Origin of the sequence: Thalassotalea sp. Sam97 (assembly GCF_041379765.1) — a bacterium.
Lineage (GTDB): Bacteria > Pseudomonadota > Gammaproteobacteria > Enterobacterales > Alteromonadaceae > Thalassotalea_A > Thalassotalea_A maritima.
Window position 1 is genome coordinate 393,439 of the sequence record NZ_CP166919.1, and the last position, 17,541, is coordinate 410,979.

Sequence of the window (17,541 nt, forward strand, 5' to 3'; positions counted from 1 at the left end):
ATAGGATTAACTAAAAATCAGGTATTGGTATACGAAAAAGCTAAGCAATATTACAGCGCCTTTGGCTCGGGTTATACGAAAACGGCCACTGCGGCTTAGGCAAATAAAAAATAACATGATGGTAACGGCGAGCATATATGGTACATCGCGACTCGCTACCTCACTATCAACGATGCCTGGTGCAATAATGCCAGGCAGTGCCAGTACCGCAAGAATATTAAAGATATTAGAGCCAATGATATTACCAAGCGCTAAATCATCCTCTTTTTTAATGATACTGACAATACTTGCGGCAAGCTCTGGCAAGCTGGTGCCGATAGCAATAATGGTCAGGCCAATAACGAGATCACTAATCCCCATCGCTTTAGCAATCATAGTGGCAGAATCAACCAAATAATTGGCACTTAGCGGTAGTAAAATAATGCCGAAAATAAGCCAACCTAAGGCGACTGGTGTCGCTACCCCCGCAGGGATATCGGATTCGGCTTCGATAAGCATAGGGTCTTGGATACTATTGTCTCGAGATTGCTTTAAACTGATCAATAATAGGCTGACGATGAAAACAACAAAGCCTGCCAACAATAACCAGCCTTCAACAGCGGTAAAGTTAAGGTCAAACAGCATAAAACTGGCAATAAAAGTGATCAGTAATAAAATGGGCATTTCGCGCTTTAGGGTCGATGATGACACTAATAGCGGTTTACAAAGAGCGGTAAAACCAAGTACTAAGGCAATATTAGTAATGTTAGAACCAATAGCATTACCAATGGCGGTATTTGGTGCGCCATGCAAGGCTGCGGTTGCGGCAACCACCATTTCGGGTGCCGAAGAGCCCATAGCGACGATAGTTAAACCAATGATCATTGGGGCGATACCGAAATTACGCGCAATGGCTGCCGAGCCATAAACAAACTTGTCAGCGCTATAAACTAAGGCGGCTAAAGAAAAAATTAATATCGCGATTTGGATCAGCATGGTACTCCGTTTATGTTAGGTTTTTGATACTTCTCTAGGGCAAATTGTCGTATTTATTGCACTGAATGAAAAGTAAAAATAAAGAATTCCTTAAAAATTTAGCATTTTGTCGTCGTTAACTATATTTCTGCGGCATCAAAATGGATTTTTTACGCTGTTTTAACGAATAACCAACCAATAACGTCTAAAATAATCCATTAGTTCATCAGTTTTATGTGATTTCTTGTAATCCGAAGAATCACAATGACTTGTTATCTAAGTTTTTTATTGCATAGCGGTAAGTGAATTAATTGATAACAGACGGTAATGATAAATGAGCGGTATTTGTACAAAGAATCACAACAATAGCCCCTAAAAAATCACTGCAGCGATACAGGGCGTTGCTAAATGGTCTGGCATCTAGATTTTAAAGGTTAAGGGTTAAAGGTAAAAGGTATACATAAATGCGTAAATTAGTTTTTGTATTAGCCGCTGGTGCTGCAATGTCTGCAGTTCCTGCTCAAGCAGAGTACTTATATGGTTTTGGTAGTTTCTCGGTGAACTACTTAGACTGGACTGAAAAAACGGAAGATCGTACTAACCCAGATATTGGCGGCTTTGGTGGTCAAAAAGAAGACTTTGTCTATCTAGAAGTTGAAGGTGGTGCAGGTTTTAGTTGGGGCGATTTATACGGTTTCGTCGACATTGAAAATCCAACACGTAGCCGTAACTATGGTCAGTTTTCTGAAGATGGTTTTGATACGAGTGGCTTTCGTATCGCAGCAAAAGGTTCTGCCGCGGTCAACATCGGCAAGTCGAGCTGGAACTACTACGCACACGTGTATTCATTTACCGAAGCGGCAAGTGGCTTCTATGACCAAAACCTTGTGCTAGGTATAAGCTATGACTTATTCACTGACTTTGGTTTATGGCTTAAGCCATTCGTTGGTGCGCACATTGAACATCAAACGTTCGCGGGCTCTGGCTTCAACGGCTTCATGGCGGGTTGGGTACTTGGTTACGACTTTACCATGGCTGAGCAAAAATTTGCGCTAACACAATGGCATGAAACTGAATTTGCTCGTAAAGATCAATTCCGCAGTAACGGTACTGTTTATACTTTGAACTCAGTCGGCCAAAACGGTGCGGTATCTTTATGGTGGCATGCAACGCCTAAGATGACTTTCGGTGTGCAATATCGCTATGCTGATCACAAATTAGGTACCGCAGCGTACCACGATGCGGCAATCGTTACCGCAAAATACAACTTCTAATTTTCAGTTGTAAACAAAAAAGGCGCTTCGGCGCCTTTTTTGTATGCGTATGATTTAATCAATTTTTTTGCGCTAGGCAAATTGTCGTATTTATTGATGGCAATGAAAGGGCAAATAGGTAAATCACCTACAATTAGCTGATAATCTGCGAAAATCAGCGCATATATTTCCCATACCACGTCGTGGTGACTTTCTTCGCGAAAAAAAATGTGCAGAGGCGACCCGCGATTTTTCGCTGGCTGTAGCGCCTAACTGTAACGTAAGGAATAAGATTACATTGATAAATCACCGTATTTTTGCAGAAAACATCTGAGGTGAGAGATTAGGTTCCCACATTTTTGTTAAATTATGTAACTGAAAAAAATATCAATTGCTTGTAATTTATATGTTTTTTTTGAAACCACTGGGAGGTTAATCAGTTGATAACAGCTGGTTACGATAAATGTGCAGAATTTGAACGGATAATCGCTACAATAGCCGCCGAAAAGCCCACTAGTAGCTATACAAGGCGCTGCTTGAGGGATGATATCTACACATTACAGGTATATTACAATGCGTAAATTAGCTCTTGTATTAGCAGCAGGCGCTGCAATGTCAGCGGTTCCTGCTCAAGCAGAATACTTATATGGTTTTGGTAGTTTCTCTGTTAACTACTTAGACTGGACTGCAAAAACTGAAGACCGTACCAACCTAGAAGGTTTTGGTGGCGCTAAAGAAGACTTCTTATTTTTAGAAGTTGAAGGTGGCGCTGGTTTTAGCTGGGGTGATGTATATGGTTTTATCGACCTAGAAAATCCTGCTAATGTGAGCAGCAAAGGCTCAGATTACGAAGAAAAAGGTGGCACAGGTGGTTTCCGTATCGCAGCGAAAGGCTCTGTAGCAGTAAACATGGGTGAGTCAAACTGGAACTACTACGGTCACGTTTACTCATTCACTGAAGCTTCTGGCGGTTTTTACGATCAAAACGTAGTGCTAGGTGTAAGCTATGACTTATTCACTGACTTTGGTTTATGGGTTAAGCCATTCGTTGGTGCACACATTGAAAACCAAACCTTCGCTGGTTCTGGTTTCAACGGCTACATGGCGGGTTGGGTATTAGGCTATGATTTTATGGTAGGCGATCAAAAGTTTGCTGTAACACAATGGCACGAAACTGAATTTGGTCGTAAGGATCAATTCCGTAGTAACGGTACCGAACACACTTTGAACTCAGTAGGTCAAAACGGTGCTGTATCTTTATGGTGGCATGCAACGCCTAAAGTGACTTTAGGTGCACAATACCGTTACGCTGATCACAAGTTAGGTACGGCAGCATACCACGATGCGGTAATCTTAACCGCTAAGTACAACTTCTAATTGTTGATTGTGAATTGGAAAAGGCGCTTCGGCGCCTTTTTTGTTATCAGCTTGACGATGAATTTTTATAGGAAGATATGAACTAACCAAGTTTATTGTCGTCGTAGGCTATAATTTGTGAGCTTGAGTTGGTGTTTTAACGTAGGGTATGACGATAACATCACTGTTGCTAAATGTTTATTGAACGGCATTATTAGTTTTGCATTTTGCTAAAGCAATAATACCCAGTTTAAACGCGTATTCTATAAATTAGGATATGGCGAGCGATAAATTATAATATATTAACAATTACTTACTAATTTATAATGCAGATTAGTAGTAGCTCAGGTAGAATTACCTCCTTAAAAAAGTTGTCAATAAATACGCATGGAAAATCTGGTAGAGATTAAAAATTTAAGCTTTTTCAGGGAAGAACGCTGTATCTATAACGATATCAGCCTCAACATTCCTAAAGGCAAAGTGACGGCAATAATGGGACCTAGTGGTATCGGTAAAACGACGCTATTACGCCTTATTGGTGGTCAATTAAAGCCACAGCAGGGCGAGATTCGTTTTGCTGGTGAAAATATTCCAGCCTTGAATAGACAAAAACTGTATCAGCTACGTAAAAGGATCAGTATGCTGTTTCAGTCGGGTGCCTTATTTACTGATATGTCAGTGTTTGACAACGTCGCATTCCCTATTCGTGAGCATAGCCAGCTACCTGAAGATATCATCGAAAAGATGGTGATGATGAAGCTTGAGGCGGTTGGTTTACGTGGCGCCATGCATCTGCATCCAAATGAATTGTCGGGAGGTATGGCTCGACGAGCAGCTTTAGCGCGAGCGATTGCCCTCGATCCTGAACTGATCCTTTATGATGAGCCATTTGCAGGCCAAGATCCTATTTCTATGGGGGTTATTGTTCGCTTAATTCGTGATTTGAATGATGCCTTAGGTTTAACCTCTGTGGTCGTTTCTCATGATGTACCAGAAGTCATGAGTATTGCTGATTACATCTATATTATCGCAGAGCAACGAATTATTGGTGAGGGCACGCCAGAGCAAATCAGACAACAAGACTCAGAGCTTGTTAAACAATTTATTTTAGGTGAAGCGGACGGACCTGTGCCGTTTCATTACCCTGCGGTTCCTTTTAAGCAGCAGTTACTCGGGGAATAATAGTCATGTTGAGTTATATTGAAGCATTAGGGCGCTCGACACTAAATGTTATCGCCGGAATTGGCCGAGCAATGCTAATGCTACTGTCTGCCTTGTTACATTGGCCTAACGTACGCAAAGGTTGGCCATTGTTAGCGAAGCAACTTTATTCTGTCGGTGTGTTATCCCTGTTGATTATTGTTGTTTCAGGCACGTTTATCGGTATGGTGATTGCCTTACAAGGCTACACTATATTGGTCGATTATGGAGCAGAAGGAAGCCTAGGGCCAATGGTGGCGTTATCGCTATTACGTGAGTTAGGCCCAGTGGTTACCGCGCTGTTATTTGCAGGCCGTGCTGGTTCGGCACTGACGGCCGAAATAGGTTTGATGAAAGCGACAGAGCAATTGAGTAGCATGGAAATGATGGCAGTAGATCCTCTACGCCGTGTTATTGCTCCAAGGTTTTGGGCTGGTTTTATTTCTATGCCATTGCTCGTGGCAATCTTTTCAGCCGTTGGTATTTATGGTGGTCATCTTGTTGGTGTGGACTGGCTTGGTGTTGATGCAGGTACGTATTGGTCTGTGATGCAGGCGCAAGTTGAATTTGGCGCGGATGTCATGAATGGCATGATAAAGGCAATTGTTTTTGCTTTTGTGGTGACTTGGATTGCTGTCTATAAAGGCTATGATTGCGTACCAACATCGGAAGGTATCAGCAGAGCAACCACATCAACTGTGGTTACGTCGTCATTAGTGGTATTGGGTTTAGACTTTATTTTAACCGCATTAATGTTTACAAATTAAGTTTTAGTGGTGGATTGACATGGTGTCGAAAAAATTAGAATTAATGGTTGGCGCGTTTGTGGCGCTAGGTATTATTGCCATTTTAGCGTTAGCGCTTAAAGTGGCTGATTCAGGTATTAAAGGAAATGGTGAAACCTATCGGTTATACGCTAAATTCGACAATATCGGTGGTTTGAAAGAGCGTTCACCAATTAAAGTTGGTGGTGTTGTTGTTGGTCGGGTTAGCTCAATTAAACTTGATGACCAAGATTATATGCCTGTTGTAACACTGGATATTTATAGTCAGTACAACAACTTTTCAGAGGCATCGTCGGTATCTATTTTAACGGCGGGTTTGCTTGGTGAACAATATTTAGGTTTAGAACCAGGCTTTATTGATGAAGAAATGGGTATTGGTGTTCTTGCACCTGAAGACTTTATCGAAGATACCAAGCCCGCATTAGTATTAGAAGATCTCATTGGCCAGTTCTTGTTTAGTAAAGGCAGTGATTAAGTAGGAATATGTATCGTATGAAAGCATTTATCGTCAGTATCTGTATTGCCGTAATGGCACTATCACCATTTGCCACTGTTGCTAGTGATAATATTGATCGCACGAATCCGTATGCGATGATTGAAGAGGTGGGAAAAATTACCTTTGATCGCTTCGCTCGCGAGGAAAAAGCAATTCGTGCCAATCCTGAATTATTAAAGGAAATTGTTCGTGAAGAGTTGATGCCGCATATTTACTATCAATATGCAGGCTTGAAGGTATTAGGTCACTATGCTCGTCCAGAAAAGGGCGCCTCGAAGCAACAGGTTAATGAGCATAAGCAAAATGTGCGCGATTTTATTGTCGCTTTTCGTGAGTACCTGATCACCTCTTACGCACAAGTATTCACTTTATACGAGCAGCAAAAAGTTGTGTTCAAACCGGCTCAAGACTTTGCCGATAAGAAAATTGTGCTAGTTGGCGTCGACATTATCGATGATACTCGCCCACCAATTAATTTGCAGTTTAAAGTGCGCAAAAACAATAAGACCAATGAGTGGCAGGCATTTGACCTTGTTGCTGAAGGTGTATCGTTATTAGATGCTAAGCAAAAAGAATTGCGCACAATCTTAGCGCAAAATGGCATTGTTGAAGTAACCAGCATGTTAGCTGAAAAGAGTGCTCGCAAAATTGTTTTCAATGAAGATGATAATGCCAATACAGTGATTGAAGCTCATGCAGGAGAGCAGTAATTGTGAATAACCAATTTACGTTGGCGGCTACGGACGCGTCAATTCAAGTGATTGGTGATTTAACCCGCAAAACGATTATCGGCAAGCAACAGAAAGTGTTTGCCGATATTGTTAATGGTCAACACCAAGCAGTTGATTTATCGCAATTAAAAAATGTTGATACGGCTGGCTTGGCTTGGCTACTGATGTTGTTTCAATACGCAAAACAAAAACAATCTACAATTAACTATTCACAAGCGCCTGTTGAATTGGTTAAACTCGCAAAACTAAGTCGCGTTGACCAACTATTGAACATCGATTAAGCGCTGCGCAAAGCGTTGTTAACGCGCCATAATAACTATTTACAATGAAACTGGAGAGTCACTATGGATGTTAGTGATATTGAACGTTTGCTAAACGAAGCATTAACCTTAGATGAATTGCATGTGACATTCGATGGTTCACAAGCAAAGGTTATTGCTGTTTCTGATATGTTCGATGACATGTCGAGAGTGAAAAAACAGCAGACTGTATACGCCCCTTTGGCAGAAGCTATCGCTGAAGGAAAAATTCATGCCGTTACCATTAAAACATTCAATAACGCTCAGTGGCAGCGTGAAAAAATGTTTAATATGTAGCAGCCACAAGAAAGAAGAACGACATTGGAAGCTTTTCGAATAAACAGCGGTAATGAACTGCATGGTGATGTGGTCATCAGCGGTGCTAAAAATGCTGCTCTGCCTATTTTATTTGCCACGATTCTTGCTGAAACCGAGCTTGTGGTTAGCAATGTACCTCGCCTAAACGACATCAATACAACGTTAAAACTTTTAGCGGAGTTAGGTGCCAAGGTTGAATGGCAGGGCGATGATGCCGTCAAAATTGATGCCGGCAATATCAATAATTGTCTAGCTCCGTATGAGCTAGTAAAAACCATGCGCGCCTCAATTTTGGTGCTTGGCCCATTGTTAGCGCGCTTCGGTCATGCCGAAGTATCGTTACCTGGGGGTTGTGCCATAGGTGCTCGTCCAGTTGATTTACATATCTCAGGTTTACGTGCTATGGGTGCTGATATCGCTGTTGAGAACGGTTATATCGTCGCTAAAATAGACGGGCGCTTGCAAGGCGCTAACATTTTCATGGATGCGGTGAGTGTTACTGGAACTGAAAACCTAATGATGGCAGCTGCACTGGCAGAAGGTACGACTGTTATCGAAAATGCGGCACGCGAACCTGAAATTGTCGACTTAGCCAATTTCTTAAATGCGATGGGCGCAAAGGTGAGTGGTGAAGGCACCGATACATTAGTGATTGAAGGTGTGGCGGCTTTACAAGGCGCTGATCACTCGGTGATGCCGGATCGTATTGAAACCGGTACATTTTTGGTTGCAGCAGCGGTCACTGGTGGTCATATCCGTTGTTTAAATACCAACCCTTCGAGCTTAGAAGCGGTATTGAGTAAGTTACAAGAAGCTGGTGCAATTGTGACGACAGGTGACGATTGGATCGATTTAGAAATGCGTCAACGCCCTAAAGCGGTTGACATTCGTACGGCACCGCACCCAGCATTCCCAACCGATATGCAAGCACAATTTGTCACTTTAAATGCGATTGCTGAAGGTACTGCAACAACCGTTGAAACTATCTTTGAAAACCGTTTTATGCATGTTCCAGAGTTGCAACGTATGGGTGCAAAAATGAAACTTGAAGGCAATACAGCGATTTCTGAAGGTGTTGATAGGTTAACAGGAGCTCAGGTTATGGCAACCGATTTACGTGCTTCTGCAAGCCTTGTTATCGCAGGCTTAGTGGCCGATGGTGAGACCATCGTTGACCGCATTTATCATATTGATCGCGGTTATCAGAAAATTGAAGACAAGTTGCAAAAGCTTGGTGCTAATATTGAGCGATTCAAAATAAGTTAAGCATATTGCTAAACATATTCGATAGAAATAGCCGGACATATGTCCGGCTTTTTTTGTGTCCAACGTACGGAGTGCTTTATAGTTCGCTCAATTGCCGTTACTGTGGTTTAAACTCGCCAATAACCACCGGCAGGGTAAGACGCTGGTTATTACGATAAAGAATAAACTCTAATTGCGCGCCAGGATTGGTTTCAGCAATAATGTCCAGAGCATGGTTAATACTTTGGATCTTCTGGCCACCAATCATATGGACCACGTCATTGGTTTGTAATCCAGCAATATCAGCGGGGCCATCTTTGGTTATATTACCGATGACAAAACCATTAAGGCGAAAATCATAACGATCTGAGGTGACTCCGAGCCAACCGCGGATAACCTGACCATTTTCGATAAGTGCTTGCATGACCTTAGTCGCCAGCTTGTATGGCACCGCAAAAAATATTCCCTGAATATTGGTTTGTGGATTACGGCGTTTAAATTGGGCAGAGGTAATACCCACCAAATCACCATTGGAGTTAACAAGTGCACCGCCCGAATTACCGTCATTGATGGCGGCATCCATTTGCAAAAACTCACGATAACTGGTGCTGCTCAAACCATTACGGCCTGTTGCACTGATAACGCCTTGGGTAACCGTTTGGCCAATGTTTAACGGATTACCAATAGCCAATACGACATCGCCAACTAATGGTGTTAGATTATCATCAATAGGCATGACGGGCAGGTTGTCAGCGACGACTTTAAGTACTGCTAAATCCGTTAACTCATCACTGCCGATTAGCTCAGCAGTAAGGCGGGTATTATCTTGTAATACCACGGTGATTAAATTGGCGTTAATGACGACGTGATTATTGGTCAGGATATAACCCTTGCTGTCCATGATGACACCAGAGCCTAGCTTTACATAGGTACGGGCACTGCCTTGATAATAATTCCCTGTTTCTGTTTCTGAATAGATATTGACGACAGCAGGCGCAGCTCTTGCAACCGCTGGCGCAAAAGATAGCGGCTTGGGTTTATCGTTGTTGGCTTTGAAAATATTTAATGAGAGGTTGTTACCATCGCGCAACTCTGGCACTAACATGAGTAAGACAATGGCGGTAAGTAAGCCATAAAAAATCGCTCGTAGTACGTAAGAAAGCGCAGGGATGATTTTCATGTAAGTTAACGGCGTGATTATTTATTAGTGTTCAAATACTAGCACTTTTCTTTATGCTAACAAAGGTTTATAAGGTGGTGAGGATGAGAGAAGCTATCTTCTCCCATCCTTTATGGTGTTAACGGATCATCAAATACAGTTGATCATTTCCGCGTAACACTTGCAGAGCAATAACCCCGTCGATTTGGCTAAGGGTGTCTCGTAGCTGAGCCATGTTTTTAATTCGCTGGCGGTTTACGGCTACAATAATATCGCCTTGTTGCAATCTCGCTTGTGCTGCCGGCGAGTTGTCTGCCACTTCTTCGACTAGCACACCATTACCATTACTTTTGCTGATCAGCTTTGCACCGCGCAGTGCCGGATGTAGGTTAGCGGCAGCAATATTGCTTTCTGGCGCAGGCTTTAAAGTAACATCAAATGTTTTGCGTTTACCGTCTCGTAGTATGGTAATTTCTACTTCATTACCAGCTCCAATTGAGCCAATTTTTCCTCGCAATTCATTAAAGCTACGTACTGTTCGGCCATTCACTTCAACGATAATGTCGCCTGCTTTAATACCAGCTTCATCGGCTGCTGATTTTGGTGTAACTTGTGAGACAAAACCACCTTGGTTAATGTCCAGATCCATGGCTTTGGCAAGTTCAGCATTAATTGAGTTGCCGGTTACCCCCAGTACACCGCGTCGCACTTCACCAAATTCAATGATTTGTTTGACTAAGTTTTGCATCATGGTTGATGGGATAGCAAAGCCGATACCCACATTGCCACCATTGGGCCCTAATATAGCGGTGTTAATGCCAATTAACTCACCGTGAAGATTCACCAAAGCGCCACCTGAGTTACCACTGTTAATAGCCGCGTCAGTTTGAATGAAATCTTCGAGTTGTTCGACATTTAAACCACTGCGCCCTAGGGCACTAACGATACCCGAGGTGACTGTTTGCCCTAAACCAAAGGGGCTACCGATAGCCACGGCAAAATCACCGACGCGTAAATTATCTGAATCAGCGATTTTGATCTCTTGTATGTCATCGGCAGAGATTTGGATTAAGGCAATATCACTTTGTGCATCTGCGCCTATTTTTTTTGCCTGAAATTGACGACCATCTTTTAAATTAACCAATATTTCATCAGCTTCATCAATTACGTGGTTATTGGTGACGATATAGCCTTTGTCGGCATCGATAATAACCCCTGATCCTAAACCTCTAAATGGTCTTTCTTGGGGTTGTTGACCTGCACGAGGTCCAAAAAAGAATCGAAATGCGTCGGGTACTTGCTGTACTTGTTGAGTGCCTTCAACGCTGATACTGACAACGGCTGGTGTAGCTCGTTCCAGCATAGGTGCTAAAGATGGTAGCTGTTGACCATCAACGGCTACAGGCAGTGCCGCTGAGGCACTCATAGGTAAACACGATAAACAACCAATCAGTAACGCGACTGGGGTCAATGAATACTTCTTTTTCATACTTTATAAGACTCCAAATATCATTGCTTGCTTGACATAACCAGTCCATAGCTGAGCATAAAAACCATTAAAAATGATTCACACCCAGTTATTGACTGGCATATATAAAACCAGTTAACAAAGAAGACCTAAGCAATCAGGCAAAGTTCAAGGCCTGTTATGGGTTAGCTGGCGTTATTTGTAACAACTTGTTTCTCATCACCGAATAAGCCACTTGGATCGTCAGCATAGTCTCTTGGCGCTTCAGTTAAGTCGGTTACTGATGAACGCACTGTGCGTTTGCTTGCTTCTGGATTCGCACGTAAGTGAGCATCTGCTTCGGCTGAGAAAAAAGGCATATCACTGGTACGCTGATTAGCACGATCGAGTAGGCGCGTACTTTGTTCCATTTGTACCATAGCCGCACTGCATGCTTGCTGCATTTGCGATAATAATTGTGTTGAGTTTTCCAAATGTGAGGCAACGTCTTGTTGATATTGTTGCAGCGATTGCTCTGATTGCTCTACTTGTTGCTGCATTTGTTTTAGCTGCTGTTCTGATGCAGAAAGTTGCTTGCGCATCAATACACCGACTAATAAGCCGATAACTAAGCCAACGAAAAGATAAATGAATTCCATAGTGTTTCCTTAATACGGAGAATGACGACACGGTGAGCAATGCATTTCTAATTATCGTTTGATATATCAATGCCAAGAGTTTTCTAAGCGCTTTACAACGACAGACTTTGTTGCGGGTAAATCATCTGTTGTTATGCAAAGCAAAAGATGCCGTGGCAGTATTGATCACCTTCTTTTATAATAACCGCAATTTTGCCTTTTCACACCTCTGATCTGGTGATTAACGACAATAATTCAAGGATCTAGACAATAACAATAACGATAAATGTTTCGCATGGTTATCAGTACGCTGATGTTCGTTAAGCGGAGCTTTGTTATTATCTGGCAGAGCGTAGCAGTATTTTAGATTGACAACATTATGATTAAATTAAGCCCCTGGCAGCAATACCAAGAAGATTTAAACACACAAGGATTTAGTTACGACGCTGCGCAGGAAAATGCGGTAAAACATTTGCAGCGCCTTTATAACGATTTAGAAAATAAACCTCGTCCGGTTAGTGGTTTTAAAAAAGTCCTTAAGGGCTGGGTGAAAACGTTTGCGCCAGTAGAGCAAAAAAGCGTAAAAGGTTTGTATTTTTGGGGGGGCGTAGGTCGTGGCAAAACCTATTTAGTCGATACCTTCTATGATAGTTTGCCGTTTGATAACAAAATGCGTGTTCACTTTCACCGTTTTATGCATCGCGTACACGATGAATTAAAGCTGCTTAAAGGACAGGCCGACCCGCTTAAACTGATAGCGAAAAAATTCGCGAATGAAGCTTGTATTATTTGTTTCGACGAATTTTTTGTATCGGATATTACCGATGCGATGTTGCTTGGTACCTTATTTGAAGAGTTGTTCGCTCATAATGTCACATTAGTTGCAACATCGAATATTGTTCCTGATGAGCTTTATAAAAATGGCCTGCAACGGGCCCGCTTTCTTCCGGCTATTGAGTTAATCAATACCCACTGTGAAGTCGTTAATGTTGATAGCGGTATTGATTATCGACTGCGTACTTTAGAGCAAGCGGAAATTTATCACTGGCCGCTTGATAGCGCAGCAGATGCTAATATGCAGGTGTATTTTCGCCAGCTGGCGGCCGAACCTGGACAGCAAGAAAAACAGATTGAGATTAACAACCGCATGCTAACCACGATACGAGAGAGTGATGGTGTTGTACAATTTGATTTTCATCAGCTGTGTGAAACAGCGCGTAGTCAAGCTGACTATATGGAAATAAGTCGCGTGTATCACACGGTATTACTCGCTAATGTCAAGCAAATGGGCCGTGATAGCGATGACAGTGCACGTCGTTTTATTGCCCTCGTTGATGAGTTTTATGAACGCAAAGTGAAATTGATCATCTCGGCTGAAGTGGCAATGGAGCAGTTGTATTCTGACGGGGGGCTGGTCTTCGAATTCAAACGTTGCTTGTCGCGTCTACAAGAAATGCAATCGAAGGATTACCTTGCAGCCGAACATTTACCTTAGGGTAATAGTCATCGGCCAATCACATTTTTTAGTTAACCGATTGCGTCGCTTAGCAGGTATGTAGCGTAATGTCTTCATGGTTGCATCATGGCTTGCACCGGTTATTAAATCCGACTGTTTTTTTAGGTTTTTCAAAAAAATTCAAAAAAACAGTATTTGATTGAAAAATATACGTGATCTTTTGGAAAAAATTCTCTATAATTCGCGCCTCCCAACGTTACAATGCTTGTAAAAGCAACAGGCTCGATACTCGAAGGGGTAATAGCGAAGTCTTATTAACGGATTGTCTTTCTAGGCAATTTATTTATGTAACTTTAAATTTAATGGGTTTTTTTGATGAAAACTTTTGTAGCAAAACCAGAAAGCGTAACTCGCGAATGGTTTGTAGTGGACGCTGAAGGTAAAACTTTAGGTCGTATCGCTACTGAAATTGCTAGTCGTCTACGCGGCAAGCACAAGCCAGAATACACTCCTCACTGTGACACCGGTGATTACATCGTTGTTGTTAACGCTGAGAAAGTTAAAGTAACTGGTAACAAAGCGAAAGGTAAAATTTACTACTCGCACACAGAATTCCCTGGTGGTCTAAAATCAATTAGCTTCGAAAAGCTAATCGACAAAGCGCCAGAGCGTGTAATCGAATTCGCAGTTAAAGGTATGTTACCTAAAGGCCCTCTAGGTCGTGACATGTACCGTAAACTAAAAGTGTATGCTGGTCCTGAGCACAAGCATGCGGCACAACAACCTAAAGTATTGGAGTTGTAATCATGGCTGATACTCAATATTACGGCACTGGTCGTCGCAAGAGCTCAGTAGCTCGTGTGTTCATGAAAGCTGGTAACGGTGCTATCACCATTAACAATCGTGACATCGATACTTACTTTGGTCGTCCTACTGCTCGTATGGTTGTACGTCAACCTCTAGAGCTAGTTGACATGGTTGAAAAGTTTGACCTACACATCACCGTAGTTGGTGGTGGTATCTCTGGTCAAGCTGGTGCGATCCGTCACGGTATCACTCGTGCGCTAATGCAGTTCGACGAAACTCTACGTTCAGAGCTTCGTAAAGCTGGTTACGTTACTCGTGATGCTCGTAAAGTTGAACGTAAGAAAGTGGGTCTACACAAAGCGCGTAAGCGTCCACAATTCTCGAAGCGTTAATTTTACTCTTCTATATGCAAAAACCGGTCTATTGGCCGGTTTTTTTATGTCTGATCTATTTTAAATCTCATTCTCAGCTTGCATGTTTATTGTCTGTAGATGATAAATAAACGTACATGCAACAAGGTTTTATCTTGTAAAAAAACCTGCAATTCTTTATTATAAGCAAAATTTTTTAATGTGCATTTTGCTGTCTTTTTAAAGTCTCTTCTTATCGCCAGCGAGATGTAATAAAAACAATAACTTCCAGTAAGCTGTTGTTTGAAAATTACCCGTCAAATTTGATGTTCAGGTTTGGCAAGAAAATTAAGTGTCTAATAAAAGTATTGGAGAAATGAAATGAGCAATGCGCCCGTAGACAACGGCCGTCGACGCTTCCTAACAATCTCGACTTCGGTCGTTGGTGGTGTAGGCGTTGCTGGTGCAGCTGTGCCATTCATCGCTTCTTGGAACCCGAGTGCTCGCGCGAAAGCCGCTGGTGCCCCGGTAGAAGTGAATGTGAGCAAAATTGAAGCTGGCCAACTGGTACGTGCTGAGTATCGTGGTAAGCCAATTTATGTTGTGCGTCGTCCTAAAGAAGTAGTTGAAACCTTAGCGAATCACGATGACAAATTACGTGATCCAGAGTCGCAAGAACCACAACAACCAGCATACGCGCAAAATACACACCGCTCGATTAACCCTGAGTTTTTAGTAGCAGAAGGTGTATGTACTCACTTAGGTTGTGCTCCAACATACAAAAAAGGCGACTTTGCTGAACAAGTTGAAGGCGTAGATTACGGTTTCTTCTGTCCATGTCACGGTTCTAAATTTGATATGGCTGGCCGTGTATTTGCTGGTGTTCCTGCGCCACTAAATCTTGTTGTTCCTGAGTATTCTTTCCTAGGTGAAAACACCCTACTTATCGGTGTAAGCGAAGGAGAAGCCTAATGTTTGATAACTTTATGGCTTGGATTGACAAGCGTTTACCTGTTACCGATGCTTGGAACAAGCACGTTGGTCAATATCCAGCGCCTAAAAACTTTAACTTTTGGTACTTCTTTGGCTCGTTAGCTATGTTAGTACTTGTTAATCAAATTGTTACCGGTATTTGGTTAACCATGAACTACGAACCATCGGGTGCTGGTGCATTCGCATCGGTTGAATACATCATGCGTGATGTTGATTACGGTTGGTTATTGCGTTACATGCACTCAACTGGCGCATCAGCGTTCTTCGTAGTTGTATACCTACACATGTTCCGTGGTTTAATTTACGGTTCGTACCAAAAGCCTCGTGAGCTACTTTGGATCTTCGGTATGTTGATTTACTTAGTGCTTATGGCTGAAGCGTTTATGGGTTACTTATTGCCTTGGGGTAACATGAGTTACTGGGGTGCTCAGGTAATCATCTCGCTATTTGGTGCGATTCCAGTTATCGGTGATGACTTAACGACGTGGATCCGTGGTGACTATGTTATCTCTGGCGCAACACTAAACCGTTTCTTCGCATTACACGTTATTGCCCTACCATTAGTGCTATGTGCGTTAGTATTCTTACACATTCTTGCTCTTCACGAAGTAGGCTCTAATAACCCTGACGGTACTGATATTAAAAAGCCGAAAGGCAGTGTCCCTGAAGAAGAACAAAGCAAGTTTGAATTCCACGAGAGCTACACTAAGAAATACGACATCGTTGATGCGATTCCGTTCCACCCATACTACTCTGTTAAAGATATCATGGGCGTGGTTGGCTTCTTGTTACTATTCTGCTGGGTTATGTTCTTCTTCCCAGAAGGTGGTGGCTACTTCCTAGAGGCGCCAAACTTTGAACCGGCTAACGGTTTGAAAACACCTGAGCATATTGCACCTGTATGGTACTTCGGCCCGTTCTACACTATTTTACGTGTTGTTCCGGATAAGTTAGGTGGTATGATCTTAATGTTTGCGGCAATCGGTATGCTATTCGCACTACCTTGGTTTGACCGTGGCTCAGTTCGTTCATTCCGCTACCGTAGTAAGTTGCACTTAGCGAACCTTATTCAATTTGCCATCTGTTTTGTTGCATTGGGTGTATTAGGTACGAAACCTGCAAGTCCAATCAATAACTTCATTGGTACCGTTGCGACGATTGGTTACTTTGGTTTCTTCATTGTCCTTTGGTTCTACTCAAAAGGCGAAAACACTAAGCCAGTTCCAGAGAGAGTGACAAAATAATGAAAAAAACGATCATTGCATTATTAGCTCTAGTGCCTGTATTAGCGTTTGCTGCAGGTCCTAGCATCCCACTAGATAAGGCCAACAACGATTTAACGGATAAACAATCGTTACGTAATGGTGCAGAAACCTTTATGAACTACTGTTTAGGTTGTCACCAATTACAATATCAACGTTACAACCGTACGTTTGCTGATCTTGGTATTGATGAGAAAGAAGGTATCGCAACCTTAATGTTCACTGGTGAAAAGCCGGGTGATCACATCACCAATACCATGCCAGCTAAAGAGGCTGCGGCTTGGTTTGGTGCTGCGCCACCGGATTTAACATTGGTAACTCGTTATAAGAAGGATGGCGTAAACTGGTTATACACCTACCTACGCTCTTTCTATGTTGATCCAAACCGTCCGTTTGGTGTAAACAACGCAGTATTTAAAGATGTTGGTATGCCTCATGTATTCCAACAATTGCAAGGTGTGCAAGAGTTAACAGACGAAGCTAAAGCAATGTTACAGTTGCCAGCAACTGAACAACGTCCATTAACGACAGATGATTTGGTGTTAACTCAACCAGGTCAATTAACACCGCAAGAGTATGACGTACTGGTACGTGACCTTGTGAACTTCCTTGAATATACTGGTGAACCAGGTAAGGTGGAGCGCAAGCGTTTAGGTTACTGGGTAATGGGTTTCCTTGTGATCCTATTTATCTTCTCATACTTGTTGAAGAAAGAGTATTGGCGCGACGTTCACTAATACGGCTTTCTTAAGCTAACTTTTTGGGGCTATACTGATTACCTGCTAAGGTAAT

General features: G+C 42.4%; 19 protein-coding genes. 15 read left to right on the forward strand and 4 right to left on the reverse strand.

The features are described from left to right. Positions 1-6: 6 nt before the first annotated feature. Entirely contained in the window at positions 7-975 is a 969-nt protein-coding gene (locus ACAX20_RS01720) for a calcium/sodium antiporter (RefSeq protein ID WP_371188049.1), read from the reverse strand. A 443-nt stretch (positions 976-1,418) separates the two neighbouring features. Between ACAX20_RS01720 and ACAX20_RS01725 the strand changes: the two genes are divergently transcribed. The 9 genes from ACAX20_RS01725 (at position 1,419) to murA (ending at position 8,658) form a co-directional block, all read left to right on the forward strand. Next, positions 1,419-2,228 (forward strand): outer membrane protein OmpK, encoded by an 810-nt coding sequence (locus ACAX20_RS01725; protein ID WP_371188051.1) that lies wholly within the window; start codon positions 1,419-1,421, stop codon positions 2,226-2,228. A 552-nt stretch (positions 2,229-2,780) separates the two neighbouring features. Beyond that, complete coding sequence (locus tag ACAX20_RS01730) at positions 2,781-3,584, forward strand: outer membrane protein OmpK (protein WP_371188053.1); 804 nt, start codon at positions 2,781-2,783, stop codon at positions 3,582-3,584. 366 nt (positions 3,585-3,950) lie between these two features. Beyond that, the gene (gene mlaF / locus ACAX20_RS01735; RefSeq protein ID WP_371188055.1) at positions 3,951-4,745 is read left to right on the forward strand and encodes a phospholipid ABC transporter ATP-binding protein MlaF; all 795 of its coding nucleotides are present in this window, start codon (positions 3,951-3,953) and stop codon (positions 4,743-4,745) included. A gap of 5 nt (positions 4,746-4,750) precedes the next feature. Beyond that, positions 4,751-5,530: a lipid asymmetry maintenance ABC transporter permease subunit MlaE gene (gene mlaE / locus ACAX20_RS01740; protein WP_371188057.1), complete on the forward strand. Its 780-nt coding sequence runs from the start codon at positions 4,751-4,753 to the stop codon at positions 5,528-5,530. Between the two features lie 19 nt (positions 5,531-5,549). Continuing rightward, positions 5,550-6,023 (forward strand): outer membrane lipid asymmetry maintenance protein MlaD, encoded by a 474-nt coding sequence (mlaD, locus tag ACAX20_RS01745; protein WP_371188059.1) that lies wholly within the window; start codon positions 5,550-5,552, stop codon positions 6,021-6,023. Between the two features lie 17 nt (positions 6,024-6,040). Next, entirely contained in the window at positions 6,041-6,754 is a 714-nt protein-coding gene (locus tag ACAX20_RS01750) for an ABC transporter substrate-binding protein (protein ID WP_371188061.1), read from the forward strand. Between the two features lie 2 nt (positions 6,755-6,756). Then, positions 6,757-7,056, forward strand: coding sequence for a lipid asymmetry maintenance protein MlaB (locus tag ACAX20_RS01755; RefSeq protein WP_371188062.1), 300 nt, complete (start codon positions 6,757-6,759; stop codon positions 7,054-7,056). A gap of 63 nt (positions 7,057-7,119) precedes the next feature. After that, a complete protein-coding gene (locus ACAX20_RS01760; RefSeq protein ID WP_371188064.1) occupies positions 7,120-7,371 on the forward strand; it encodes a BolA family protein in 252 nt (83 codons plus the stop codon). Positions 7,372-7,395: 24 nt separating this feature from the next. Next, positions 7,396-8,658: a UDP-N-acetylglucosamine 1-carboxyvinyltransferase gene (gene murA, locus ACAX20_RS01765; protein WP_371188066.1), complete on the forward strand. Its 1,263-nt coding sequence runs from the start codon at positions 7,396-7,398 to the stop codon at positions 8,656-8,658. A gap of 97 nt (positions 8,659-8,755) precedes the next feature. Here murA and ACAX20_RS01770 read toward each other — a convergent pair whose 3' ends face one another. The 3 genes from ACAX20_RS01770 to ACAX20_RS01780 form a co-directional block, all read right to left on the reverse strand. Next, the gene (locus tag ACAX20_RS01770; protein ID WP_371188068.1) at positions 8,756-9,817 is read right to left on the reverse strand and encodes a trypsin-like peptidase domain-containing protein; all 1,062 of its coding nucleotides are present in this window, start codon (positions 9,815-9,817) and stop codon (positions 8,756-8,758) included. Between the two features lie 118 nt (positions 9,818-9,935). Further along, on the reverse strand, positions 9,936-11,285 hold the full coding sequence (locus tag ACAX20_RS01775) for a Do family serine endopeptidase (RefSeq protein ID WP_371188070.1): 1,350 nt from the start codon (positions 11,283-11,285) through the stop codon (positions 9,936-9,938). Between the two features lie 164 nt (positions 11,286-11,449). Then, complete coding sequence (locus ACAX20_RS01780; RefSeq protein WP_371188072.1) at positions 11,450-11,902, reverse strand: ZapG family protein; 453 nt, start codon at positions 11,900-11,902, stop codon at positions 11,450-11,452. Between the two features lie 358 nt (positions 11,903-12,260). Between ACAX20_RS01780 and zapE the strand changes: the two genes are divergently transcribed. From zapE to ACAX20_RS01810, 6 genes are all read left to right on the forward strand, one after another. Next, positions 12,261-13,376: a cell division protein ZapE gene (gene zapE / locus ACAX20_RS01785; protein WP_371188074.1), complete on the forward strand. Its 1,116-nt coding sequence runs from the start codon at positions 12,261-12,263 to the stop codon at positions 13,374-13,376. A 336-nt stretch (positions 13,377-13,712) separates the two neighbouring features. Further along, positions 13,713-14,141: a 50S ribosomal protein L13 gene (rplM, locus tag ACAX20_RS01790; RefSeq protein WP_371188076.1), complete on the forward strand. Its 429-nt coding sequence runs from the start codon at positions 13,713-13,715 to the stop codon at positions 14,139-14,141. A gap of 2 nt (positions 14,142-14,143) precedes the next feature. Continuing rightward, complete coding sequence (gene rpsI / locus ACAX20_RS01795) at positions 14,144-14,536, forward strand: 30S ribosomal protein S9 (RefSeq protein WP_371188078.1); 393 nt, start codon at positions 14,144-14,146, stop codon at positions 14,534-14,536. Between the two features lie 339 nt (positions 14,537-14,875). Then, positions 14,876-15,466, forward strand: coding sequence for a ubiquinol-cytochrome c reductase iron-sulfur subunit (gene petA / locus ACAX20_RS01800; protein WP_371188080.1), 591 nt, complete (start codon positions 14,876-14,878; stop codon positions 15,464-15,466). Next, entirely contained in the window at positions 15,466-16,731 is a 1,266-nt protein-coding gene (locus ACAX20_RS01805) for a cytochrome bc complex cytochrome b subunit (protein ID WP_371188082.1), read from the forward strand. The genes petA and ACAX20_RS01805 overlap by 1 nt, the downstream gene beginning before the upstream one ends. Then, positions 16,731-17,486, forward strand: a complete 756-nt coding sequence (locus ACAX20_RS01810; RefSeq protein ID WP_371188084.1) for a cytochrome c1 — start codon at positions 16,731-16,733, stop codon at positions 17,484-17,486. Before ACAX20_RS01805 ends, ACAX20_RS01810 begins: the two co-directional genes overlap by 1 nt. Positions 17,487-17,541 lie beyond the last annotated feature (55 nt).